The sequence below is a fragment of the Sphingobium xenophagum genome, assembly GCF_031457465.1.
GTDB lineage: Bacteria > Pseudomonadota > Alphaproteobacteria > Sphingomonadales > Sphingomonadaceae > Sphingobium > Sphingobium xenophagum_A.
Map to the genome: position 1 here is coordinate 41,020 of NZ_JAVDWV010000022.1, position 11,221 is coordinate 52,240.

Below are 11,221 nucleotides of genomic sequence, written 5' to 3' on the forward strand. Positions count from 1 at the left end.
ATGGCATGAACAGCCCGACCACCATCGCCATCGAGGATCTGACCAAGCCGCTGACCTATCCGGTCGAGGCCTTCCTGTCGCGCGACTATGCGCTCGCCGAAAAGGAAAAGCTCTGGCCCAAAGTGTGGCAGGTCGCCGCACGGGTCGAAGAATTGCCGGAAGTCGGCGACTGGCTGACCTACGATATTTGCGACGACAGCATCATCGTCATCCGCGGCGCGCCCGATCGGCTCAAGGCCTATCATAATGTCTGTCCGCATCGCGGGCGGCAGCTGGTGGATGTGCCCGAAGGCGCGCACTCGGCCAAGGGCAACAAGCGCCGCAATTTCATCTGCGGCTTCCACGGCTGGACCTTCGATATAGAGGGCAATAACAGCTATATTCTCGATCCGCAGGACTGGCAGGGCGCGCTGACGCCGGATTGTACGCATCTTTCCGAAGTGAAGGTCGATCTGTGGGGCGGCTGGATCTGGGTGCATATGGATCTGGAGGCTGAACCCGTGGCCGATTTCCTGGGCGACGCGGGGCGTATCCTGTCCTATTTCGAAATGGACAAGATGCGCTACAAATGGCGCAAATGGGTGGTCTACCCGTCCAACTGGAAGACCGCGCTCGAAGCCTTCATGGAACCCTATCATGTCGCGGGCACGCATAGCCAGTTGCTCGCCTATGGCGACTATTATGCCTATAGCGCGGCCTATGGCCTGCACGGCGTCAGTGGCTTCGACCAGCGCGATCCCGCCTTCGCCATGAGCCAGAGCAGCAGCGTCACCCGCGCAGGCAAGGGCGATGACCCGCGCCGCTCGACCTATGAGCTGATCCGCGAAAATTACGAGACGCTCAATTATGCCGCGTCCACGGAAACACTTGTGAACGCCGCCAGTCGTCTGGTCGATGAACTGCCCGAAGGCACGGCGGCCGCCGATGTTATTGCCCATTGGCTGAAATCGGCGCGGGCGGACGACGCCGCACGCGGCGTCTTCTGGCCAGATATTCCGCCCGACGTCATGGCCGAAGCGGGCCTCGCCTGGCATGTCTTCCCTAACATGTCGGTGTTGCAGGGGATCACCTTCGCGCTCTGCTATCGCGCGCGCCCCTTCGGCGACGATCCCAACATGTGCATCTTCGAATCCTACGCGATCGAGCGGTTCCCCGAAGGCGAAGAACCCGTGACGGAATGGGAACATGCCGAACCGACGGCCGAAGGATGGGGCGCTGTTCTGGCCCAGGACTTCTCGAACATGAAATGGGTGCAGAAAGGGATGAAGTCGCGCGGCTTTCGCGGGCCGCTGCCCAATCCGCACCAGGAACGCAAGATCACCAATTTCCACCGCAACCTCGCCGCGTACATGGGTACGGGCGCACCGAGGCTATTGAAATGAGCTACGACGATCCCAAGCCTGCCACCGCTGCAACCGCATCGGACAAGCAAGGCACGCCAGTCTACAAGCGCGTCCTCGACCTATTCGAGGCCGAAGGCATCAACACCCTGTTCGGCATTCCCGACCCGAACTTCGTCCATATGTTCCTGGAGGCCGAACGGCGCGGCTGGACCGTGGTCGCCCCCCATCATGAAGCCGCCGCAGGCTTCATGGCCGAAGCCGCCTCGCGCATCACCGGGAAGCCTGCTGTCGCTGTCGGCACGTTGGGGCCGGGCATCGCCAATATGGCGCCCGCGATTCAATGCGCGCTGGTCGAACATTCGCCCGTCATCTTCCTGTCGGGCCAGCGCGCGCGCGTCACCGAACAGCGCGTCCGCCGTGGCCGCATCCAGTTCGTCAAGCAGATGCCGCTATTCGAAAATTCGGTGAAATATGCCGCTTCCATCGAATATGCCGACCAGACCGACGAAGTGATCCGCGAAGGCATCCGCAAGGCGATGGGCGGCACCCCTGGCCCGGTCTATATCGAATATCCCAGCCACATCATTCTGGAAGAGCTGGACCTGCCAGCGCCGCTGGTGCCGGAGCGTTATCGCCTGGTCAATCAGGGCGCGGACATCGACCGGGTCCACGAAGCCGCCAAATTGATCCGCGAAGCCAAGAACCCGATCCTTCTTGTTGGCCATGGCGTCCACACGTCACGCACCGGCGCAGCGGTCAAGCAACTGGCCGATCTGATGAACTGCCCCGTCATCCAGACGTCGGGCGGCACCAGCTATATCAAGGGTCTGGAAGACCGCACCTTCCAATATGTCTTCTCCAAGGCGTCGATCGAGGCCGTCACCGAGTCCGACCTCGTGCTTGCGCTCGGCACTGAACTGGGCGAGCCGGTCCATTTCGGCAAATGGCGCTACTGGCAGAAGAATGAAGCGATCCGCAAATGGATCTATGTCGAACAGGATGCCTCGGCCATCGGCGTCAACCGCCCGATCGACGTGCCCATGGTCGGCGACCTGCGCGGCGTCGTCCCGCAGCTTGTCGCCGCGCTCAAGGACACGCCGCGCGCACCGGCCCCGATGCTGGAAACCTTCATGCGCGACGGTCAGGCCGAACTGGACGAACTGGCCGCGGAATCGCTGACCAAGAGCGATGGCACTGGCGACGTGGCGATCCATCCGGCGCGCCTCGCGGTCGAAGCGACGCAGGCCTTCCCCAAGGACGGCATAATGATCCGCGATGGCGGCGCGGGCGTCATCTTCCAATGGACCTATTCGCAGTGCAAACCGCATGACGTGATCTGGAACCAGAATTTCGGGCATATCGGCACGGGCATCCCCTATGCGACCGGCGCGATGCTGGCGGACAAGGCGGCAACCGGCGTATCGCGTCCGGCCATGCTGCTGACCTCGGACAGTAGCTTCCTCTTCCATATCGGCGAACTGGAAGTCGCCGCCCGCTGCAAGCTGCCGCTGGTCTGCGTCGTCGGCGTCGACAATGCCTGGGGTCTGGAAGTGGGCGTCTACAAGCGCACCTTCGGCCAGGGTACCGAAGAAACCGGCACCCACTGGAGCAAGGACGTCCGTTTCGACAAGATCGGCGAAGGCTTTGGCTGCCACGGCGAATATGTGACCCGCGCCGAGGACATCAAACCCGCCATCGAACGCGCCTATGCCAGCGGCAAGGTCGGCGTCGTCCATGTCGTCATCGACCCCAAGGCCAATTCGGAAGAAATGCCCAAATATGCCGAATTCCGCACCTGGTACGCGGAAGGCACGCAATAAGAGGTAAAAATCCTCCCCTGTAAGGGGAGGGGGACCGCCGAGTAGCGGTGGTGGAGGGGTGTCACCCTCTCGATAGCGCGACACCCCTCCGTCTGGCCTGCGGCCAGCCACCTCCCCCGCCGGGGGAGGATCGAATGACGGAGACAATCATGCGCGACCATCTGCACTTCTACATTGACGGCCAGTGGGTAGACCCGGTCGCGCCCAAGACCGCCGAAGTCATCAACCCTGCCACCGAAGCTGTCGCAGGCCATATCGCGCTTGGCTCTGCGGCGGACGTGGACAAGGCCGTCGCCGCCGCCCGCCGTGCTTTCCCCACCTGGTCGGAAACCACCCGCGAACAACGGCTCGATCTGCTCAAAGCCATCCAGGCCGAATATCAGCGCCGCATGGCGGACTTGGGCGAGGCGATCCGTGAGGAAATGGGCGCACCATCCGGCCTCGCCAACGGCTTCCATGTCGGCCTCGGCGCAGGCCATCTCCAGACCGCCATCGAATTGCTGGAGACATTCCCGTTCGAGGAATTGCGCGGACCCACGCTGATCCGCCGCGAACCCATCGGCGTCTGCGGCCTCATCACGCCTTGGAACTGGCCGATGAACCAGACCTGCGTCAAGGTCTTCCCCGCGCTCGCCACCGGCTGCACCATGATCCTCAAACCGCCGCAGCTCGCGCCTTTCTCCGCGCAGATCCTCGCCGAAATCATCGACGCGGCGGGGGTGCCTGCGGGCGTGTTCAACATGATTCAGGGGCAGGGCAGCGTCATCGGCACCGCACTTTCGACCCACGAAGATGTCGACATGATCAGCTTCACCGGCTCCGAACCCGTTGGCGTTCAGATCCAAAAGGACGCCGCCACCACAATCAAGCGCGTCGGCCTAGAACTCGGCGGCAAGAGTGCTTTCATCGTGCTGGACGATACAGCGCTGGCCGAAAACGTCACCGGCGCGACCACGGGCATGATGGGCAATAGTGGCCAGACCTGCAGCGCCGGATCGCGCCTGCTTGTCCCCGCATCCCGCCTCGACGAAGCGCTCGCCGCCGCCAAGGCTGCCGCGCAAGCCGTCACCGTTGGCGACCCGGCAGGCGACGTCGCCATGGGGCCGGTCGTGTCGAAAGCGCAATATAATATCATTCAGGACTATATCGCCCAGGGCGTAGCGGAAGGCGCGACCCTCGTCGCAGGCGGCCCCGGTCGCCCCGAAGGCATCGAGAAGGGCTGGTTCGTCCGCCCCACTGTCTTCCTTGGTACCAACGACATGGTCATCGCCCGCGAAGAGATTTTCGGCCCCGTGCTGGTCATCATCCCCTATGACGACATCGACCATGCCGTCGCCATCGCCAATGACAGCCCCTTCGGCCTCGCGGGGTACGTCAACGGCCTGGACACCGCCCAGGTCCACGCCGTCGCCCGCCGCCTGCGCACCGGCTGGGTCAGCATGAATGGCGGCTTCGATTTCCACGCGCCCTTCGGCGGCTACAAGCGCAGCGGCAACGGGCGCGAGTGGGGGGAGTATGGCTTCCACGAATATCTCGAAGTCAAATCCATGCTCGGCTACGCCTGATATGGATAGCCGCATCGCGCCCAGCGGCATGACCGCTGCGGAGGGGTGGCACCTCGAACGCCTCACCCCCCCCAGCCGCCTCTACGGCGCGAACGGCCTCGCCACCGGCCCGGACGGCCGCCTCTATGTCGCGCAGGTCGGCGGCAGCCAGGTCAGCGCGATCGACGTCGATACAGGCACCATCTCGACCGTCAGCCCGATGGGCGGCGCGATCGTCGCGCCCGACGACCTAGTGTTCGATGAAGCGGGCAATCTCTACCTCACCGAAATCACCGAAGGCCGCGTGTCCATGCTCACGCCCGGCGGGGAAGCGCGCGTCATCTACGGCGACATGCCCGTCGCCAACCCCATCACCTACCATCAGGGCCGTCTGATCGCTGGCGAATGCCGCATGGGCGCGCGGATCATGGAACTGTCCCTCGACGGCGGCGCGCCCCGCCTGATCCTCGACAATATCCCCATGGCCAACGCCTTTCAGGTCGGCCCGGACGGCAAACTCTATGTCCCCGTCATGGGCGCCAATGAAATCTGGCGCGTGGACTTGGAAACTGGCGCGCATGACGTCGTCGCAGGCGACCTTGGCGTGCCGGACTCGGTCAAGTTCGACAGCAAGGGGCGCATCGTCACCACCCAGGTCGCCAGCGGCCAGGTGCTGCGCATCGACCCGGTCAGCGGCACCCGCGAAATCCTTGCCGATCTTGGTCCCGGCCTCGACAATGTCAGCTTCATTGGCGACCGCATCTTCGTCTCCAGCATCCCCGGCGAGATCACAGAGTTGCTGGGTGACGGCAAAGTCCGCCCGGTCGTCCCCCGCGCGCTGCAATGGCCGCTCGGCCTCGCCATGGGCGCGGATGGCGCGCTGTTCGTCGCGGACGGCACGTTCGGCTACACGCTCCGCCCCGGCGGTGCGCCGCAACTAGCGGGCATGATCTTCTACCCCGGCTGCCCCGGCTATATGCGCGGCTTAGCACCCGGCGCGCAACCGGGCGAATGGATCCTCACCACCGGCACCGGTGACGTCGCACGCTATCGGCCGGGTGAGGGGGCCAGCGACTTCCTCTCCCACGGCCATGACCGGCTGATGGGCATCGCGGTCAATGCCAGCGGCGCTATCGTGTTTGCCGAACAGGGCAGGGGTCAGGTCCATGTCGCCGAACATGGCGCAGTGCGCGTAATCGCCAACGGCCTCGACCAGCCAATGGGTGTCGCGGTGGATGGCGATACCGCCTATGTCGCCGAAGCGGGCAAGGGGCGTATCGTTCGGCTGCGACAGGGCAGCAAGCCGACGACGGTCGCCGAAGGGCTGGGTCGCCCCGAAGGCATCACGATCAGCAACGGCAGCCTCTATGTCGTCGATACTCAGACGAAATCGCTAATCGCATTCGATCCCGCCAGCGGTGCGCAGACCGTCATCGCAACCCATCTGCCAGTGGGCGCCCCTGTCGGCATCACCCCCAAATATCTCGGCCCCATCGGCGACATGGCCGGACCGATGATCAATTTCTGTGGCCTGACCGCAGGACCGGACGGCACGCTCTACCTGTCGGGCGACGCCGAAGGCAGCGTCCTGGCCCTAAGGCCGATTGCATAAACCTCCGTTCGTTTCGAGCGAAGTCGAGAAACCTGCGCGCTCCGTTTCTCGACTTCGCTCGAAACGAACGGATATGTGTTACGCCCCACCACCCAACTGCCCGGACAAAGCCCCCGCCGCCTCCACCAGCGCGTCCTGCAACGCCCCCAATTCCCGCCCCAGTGCCGCACCAATCCCGATCGCCACCAGCGCATGAACCGGCCGCCCCGCGCCCTTCCACACCGGCGCGGACACGACCGTCACGCCTGCAATATACTGCCCCTCATCCACCGCAAAACCCTGCGCGCGGGTCTGGCGCAACTGCGCCATCCAATCGTCAAAGGCAGGCGGATCGTCCCAGCGTAACTGGTCGAACCGCGCCTTCAACACCGTCTCAGGATAATCGCCGAACGCCGCGATGCAGCGCCCCGTCGCGCTGATCAGCGCGGGAAAGCGGCTGCCGACCTGGGTGCTGAGCTGAAACCCGCTGCCCGACTGCGCCATGGCGACGACGATCATATGGTCGAGGCCCACGGCCTGCACGCCCAACATGGTCAGCCCAAAACGCTGCGCCAGCCGGTCGAGCAGCGGTTGCGCCAGATCGTTGAACGGATCGCGCCGCAACCAATGCCGCGCTAGCGTCAGCACCCCCGCCTCCAGCGCATAGCGTTTGGTGTCCGGGTCGAACGACACCAGTTCCTCCTCCGCCAGCGCGCGCAGAACATAGAGGCAGGTGGACGGGACCAGCCCCAATTCCTTGGCGATCGCCTGCACGCCCAAAGGCCGGTCGCTCCGTCCCAATAACCGCAAGATCGCCGCCGCGCGGGTTATGGCGGGGGCCTTACTATCCTTCACCGCCGCCGCGACCTTGCGGACGGGGGAGGGGGAACGCGCGCGGATCGGGTCACTCATGCAACAGGCCTCCATCGCTCCGGCGATGGAGCAGAGTGTTCAATATATAGAACATCGTTCGCGATTTACAATGCATGATCCGCCATGACATGCAGGGCCATCATGACGAAGGCGGCTCTTCCGCCATTCGACAGAGTGAATGGACGGGACGGATGGCCAAACTCACCGACTATAGCAGTTATGCCGATGCGCAGGCGCGTGCGACGTCCGACGCGCCCTGGGATCTGTTCGACGGCGACCGCGATCATCTGAACATCGCGCATGAATGCATCACCCGCCACGCCGATGGCAGCGGCCGCGCCGCCGTCCGCATCGCCCACGCCGATGGCCGCGATGAAATTCTCAGCTTCGACACGATCGCCGCCGGTGCCGCGCGCTTTGCCCATTGGCTCGATGCGGAGGGCATTCAACCGGGCGAACGCATCGCCTTCATGCTCGAACCCTCTTTGCCCTTCTATGTCTGCCTGTTCGGCGCGATGCAGACCGGTGCGATCTCGGTGCCGCTCTTCACCCTGTTCGGTCCCGATGCGCTGCGCCTGCGCGTCGACGACTGCAAGCCGACCATCCTGATCACCAACAGCGAAAAGGCAGACCTCGCCCGCAGCATGAACGGCCCGCGCGTCGTCGTTGCCGATGACGGCCTGCTCGACGAAATCGAAAAATATCCCGCGACTTACACGTCAAAGACCAGGGCGAATGACCTGGCGGTATTCCAATATACGTCCGGCACCACCCGCGAACTGCCCGAAGCGGTCAGGCACAGCCACCGCGCGCTGGTGACGCTGATGTTCGCCGCGCTCTACGGCACCGGCATCCGGCCGGGCGACGAATTTTTCTGCCCCTCCTCGCCCGCCTGGGGTCATGGCTTGTGGCATGGCACGCTCGCCCCTCTGGGGCTGGGCGTGACCACCGGCACCTTCGCCGGCCGCTTCGATCCCGTCCGCCTCATGCAAGCGCTGGACGATTACCAGATCACCAACATGTCGGCCGCCGCGACCCATTATCGCATGATGAAGAATAGCGGCAAGGCGGAGGACTTTGCCTTCCACTTCAAGAAGCTATCCTACACCGGCGAACCGATCGACCCGGCGACGCTCGACTTCATCGAAACCTATTTCAAGGTGCCCGCCTGCTCCATGTACGGCACGACCGAAATCGGCGTGGTGCTGGTCAATTATCCGGGCGCGGACGATTTCACGGTCAAGCCTGGCGCGCTCGGCAAAGCGGTGCCCGGCCAAAAACTACAAGTCCAGCGCCCCGACAGCACGCCGTCCGCCCCCGGCGAAATTGGCGAACTGATGCTGTGGCGGCGCGACAAGTGGGAAACTACCAAGGACCGCGCGAAGATCGACGAAGACGGCTATTTCTATCATTGCGGCCGGGCCGACGACGTCATCATTTCGGCCGGCTGGACAATGAGCGCGGTCGAGATCGAAAACACGCTGCTCAAACATCCCGTGGTGCTGGAATGTGCCGTGATCGGCGTCCCCGATCCGCAGCGCGGCCAGGTGGTCAAGGCGTTCGTCATCGCCAATGTCGATGGCAGCGACGCCTTGGTGAAGGAACTCCAGACCTTCACCCGCGAAAAACTCGCCCAGCATGAATTTCCCCGCGTCGTGGAATTCGTCACCGACCTTCCCAAGACCCCGGCCGGCAAGGTCCACCGCAAAATCCTTCGAGACCGCGAGGCCGCAAAAGCCGCCGATCTCGTCAACTGACCATTAGGAGAAAAGACATGGCAACATTGGCGGAAGCCCCCACCAATAAATTCCCCAAGATCACCGAAGAAGGTCTGGACGACCTGCGTAAGCGCATCGGCGTCAAGATCGAAAACACGGTCGAACCATGGAATTATGAAGCGACCCGTGACGCGATCCGCCACTATGCCCATGGCATTGGCGATGATAACCCGCTGTGGTGCGATCCGGCCTATGCCGAAAAGACAAAGTACGGCTCGGTCGTCGCGTTACCCAGTTTCCTGTTCACCACCAGCCGGATCATTTCGGGCTATTGCGGCGGCCTGTCGGGTGTCCATGCCATGTGGGCGGGGGCCGACTGGACCTGGCACAAGCCAGTGCTGCGCAACGACACGATCCGCACCGAAGCCTATTTGAAGGATCTGGTCGAACATAATACCAAGTTCGCCGGGCGTTCCTTCCAGCAGATCTACCATGTCGATTTCTTCAACCAGTCGGGCGACAAGGTTGCCGAAGGCGACAGCTGGGTCTTCCGCACCGACCGCGACGAAGCGCGCGAACGCGGCACCAAATATACCGAAGCGCGTGGCCGCGTGGAGCAATATACCGAAGAGGAACTGGCCGAATTTACCCGCCTCTATGAGGAGGAAGAAATTCGCGGCGCCAATCCCCGCTATTGGGAAGATGTGCAAGTCGGCGACGAACTGCCGCGCATGATGAAGGGACCGATGACGGTCACAGGCTTCATCTGCTACGCGCAGGGCTGGGGCGGCCTCTATATCCGCGCCAACAAGCTCGCCAACCAGATGCAGCAGGCACATCCCGGCCTTGGCATCCGCAACCGCTTCAACGTGCCAGACTGCCCTGAGCGCGTTCACTGGGACGAAGCCTTCGCGCTCGAAGTCGGCGCGCCTGGCGCCTATGATTATGGCCCGGAACGGTGCAGCTGGCTGACCCACCACATCACCAACTGGATCGGTGACGATGGCTTCCTCACGCGCAGCAAGTGCCAGATTCGCCGCCACAATCCCGATGGCGACGCGATCTACATCGACGGCAGCGTGATCCGCAAGTTCGAGGAAGACGGCAAGAAATATGTCGAAATCCAACAGCAGGCGACCACCCATCGCGGCGAAGTCTCCGCCTTCGGCACCTCAATCGCCGAATTGCCCAGCAAGCCCGCCTGATCCCTTGAGGGGGTAGGAGAGGGGGCTGCCGCCGCAGCGATATGCAGCGGCGGCCCTTTTGCGTTGCGCGCCCGCCGCTAGGATCGGGCGGAACGATAAGAGAGGACCGCAAAATGGACGAGATGCGCTTCGACGGCCGGGTCGCCGTCATCACCGGGGCAGGCCGGGGGCTTGGCCGCGCCTATGCGCTACTGCTGGCAGCGCGCGGCGCAACGATCATCGTCAATGATCCGGGCGTATCGATGCAGGGGGAGGGCACCGACACCGCGCCAGCCCAGGCGCTGGTCGAAGAAATCCGCGCCGCCGGTGGGCAAGCCGTCGCCTCGACCGACAGCGTCGCAACGCCGCAGGGCGGCCAGGCAATCATCGACACCGCCATCACCCATTATGGCCGCATCGACATCCTTATCCACAATGCGGGCATCGTCCGGCGCGGCTCGCTCAATGAGCTGAGCTACGCCGATTTCGAGACGGTCCTCGACGTCCATCTGCGCGGTGCCTTCCATGTCGTGCGCGCCGCCTTCCCGCACATGACCGCCGCCAATTATGGCCGCATCGTCCTGACCGGCTCCCTCAACGGGCTGTATGGCAATGCGGGCGTGGTCAATTATTCAATGGCCAAGGCCGCGATGACCGGCCTGTCCAACGTCGCCGCGATCGAAGGCGCAGCGCATAATATCAAAAGCAACATCATCCTGCCGGGCGCCGTGACCCGCATGGCCGACGGCCTCGATACCAGCGCTTACCCACCAATGGACCCGGACCTCGTCGCCCCCACCGTCGGCTATCTGACGCATGAGGATTGCGCGGTGACCGGCGAAATGCTCATCGCCATGGCCGGCCGCGTCGCCCGCGCCTATACGATGGAAACCAAAGGCATGTTCCGCCCCGACTGGACCATCGAACAGGTCGCCGAAAATCTCGACACCATCCGGGCCCCCAACAACGCCCTCCACTTCGCGCCAGTGCCGGACGGCCATATGGACCATCTCCGCTATTGTTTCGCCATGGCGCGAGCGGGGTAAAACCCTTCATCCTCCCCTTGTAGGGCAGGGCTATCGCATATGACCAAGCATTGAGAGAAGGAATGCATCGTTCCACCCTGCTCGTTTGATTTTGCCTTTGAT

8 protein-coding genes are annotated in these 11,221 nt (G+C 63.5%); 7 read left to right on the forward strand and 1 reads right to left on the reverse strand.

Annotated elements, in window-relative coordinates; all coding sequences use genetic code 11:
- Nucleotides 1-5 precede the first annotated feature (5 nt).
- From J2W40_RS18460 to J2W40_RS18475, 4 genes are all read left to right on the forward strand, one after another.
- Nucleotides 6-1,382: an aromatic ring-hydroxylating oxygenase subunit alpha gene (locus tag J2W40_RS18460; protein WP_310227424.1), complete on the forward strand. Its 1,377-nt coding sequence runs from the start codon at nt 6-8 to the stop codon at nt 1,380-1,382.
- Complete coding sequence (locus J2W40_RS18465; RefSeq protein ID WP_310227425.1) at nt 1,379-3,163, forward strand: thiamine pyrophosphate-binding protein; 1,785 nt, start codon at nt 1,379-1,381, stop codon at nt 3,161-3,163. Before J2W40_RS18460 ends, J2W40_RS18465 begins: the two co-directional genes overlap by 4 nt.
- A gap of 149 nt (nt 3,164-3,312) precedes the next feature.
- Entirely contained in the window at nt 3,313-4,728 is a 1,416-nt protein-coding gene (locus J2W40_RS18470; protein WP_310227432.1) for an aldehyde dehydrogenase family protein, read from the forward strand.
- Nucleotide 4,729: 1 nt separating this feature from the next.
- Nucleotides 4,730-6,319: a Vgb family protein gene (locus tag J2W40_RS18475; protein WP_310227426.1), complete on the forward strand. Its 1,590-nt coding sequence runs from the start codon at nt 4,730-4,732 to the stop codon at nt 6,317-6,319.
- A 78-nt stretch (nt 6,320-6,397) separates the two neighbouring features.
- Here the strand turns inward: J2W40_RS18475 and J2W40_RS18480 are convergent, their stop codons facing one another.
- Nucleotides 6,398-7,210: an IclR family transcriptional regulator gene (locus tag J2W40_RS18480; RefSeq protein ID WP_310227427.1), complete on the reverse strand. Its 813-nt coding sequence runs from the start codon at nt 7,208-7,210 to the stop codon at nt 6,398-6,400.
- Between the two features lie 152 nt (nt 7,211-7,362).
- Here J2W40_RS18480 and J2W40_RS18485 point away from each other — a divergent pair, with 152 nt between their 5' ends.
- The 3 genes from J2W40_RS18485 to J2W40_RS18495 all read left to right on the forward strand — a co-directional run bounded on the left by J2W40_RS18485 (nt 7,363) and on the right by J2W40_RS18495 (nt 11,119).
- The gene (locus tag J2W40_RS18485) at nt 7,363-8,928 is read left to right on the forward strand and encodes an acetate--CoA ligase (RefSeq protein WP_310227434.1); all 1,566 of its coding nucleotides are present in this window, start codon (nt 7,363-7,365) and stop codon (nt 8,926-8,928) included.
- A 17-nt stretch (nt 8,929-8,945) separates the two neighbouring features.
- The gene (locus J2W40_RS18490) at nt 8,946-10,094 is read left to right on the forward strand and encodes an FAS1-like dehydratase domain-containing protein (RefSeq protein ID WP_310227428.1); all 1,149 of its coding nucleotides are present in this window, start codon (nt 8,946-8,948) and stop codon (nt 10,092-10,094) included.
- Nucleotides 10,095-10,207: 113 nt separating this feature from the next.
- Nucleotides 10,208-11,119: an SDR family NAD(P)-dependent oxidoreductase gene (locus J2W40_RS18495; RefSeq protein WP_310227429.1), complete on the forward strand. Its 912-nt coding sequence runs from the start codon at nt 10,208-10,210 to the stop codon at nt 11,117-11,119.
- The last annotated feature ends 102 nt before the right edge of the window (nt 11,120-11,221 follow it).

What these genes read in the sequence shown, in the direction of transcription:
- J2W40_RS18460 (WP_310227424.1), top strand. Translation starts at nt 6, where the DNA reads ATGAACAGCCCGACCACCATCGCCATCGAGGATCTGACCAAGCCGCTG.
- J2W40_RS18465 (WP_310227425.1), top strand. Translation starts at nt 1,379, where the DNA reads ATGAGCTACGACGATCCCAAGCCTGCCACCGCTGCAACCGCATCGGAC.
- J2W40_RS18470 (WP_310227432.1), top strand. Translation starts at nt 3,313, where the DNA reads ATGCGCGACCATCTGCACTTCTACATTGACGGCCAGTGGGTAGACCCG.
- J2W40_RS18475 (WP_310227426.1), top strand. Translation starts at nt 4,730, where the DNA reads ATGGATAGCCGCATCGCGCCCAGCGGCATGACCGCTGCGGAGGGGTGG.
- J2W40_RS18480 (WP_310227427.1), bottom strand. Translation starts at nt 7,210, where the DNA reads ATGAGTGACCCGATCCGCGCGCGTTCCCCCTCCCCCGTCCGCAAGGTC.
- J2W40_RS18485 (WP_310227434.1), top strand. Translation starts at nt 7,363, where the DNA reads ATGGCCAAACTCACCGACTATAGCAGTTATGCCGATGCGCAGGCGCGT.
- J2W40_RS18490 (WP_310227428.1), top strand. Translation starts at nt 8,946, where the DNA reads ATGGCAACATTGGCGGAAGCCCCCACCAATAAATTCCCCAAGATCACC.
- J2W40_RS18495 (WP_310227429.1), top strand. Translation starts at nt 10,208, where the DNA reads ATGGACGAGATGCGCTTCGACGGCCGGGTCGCCGTCATCACCGGGGCA.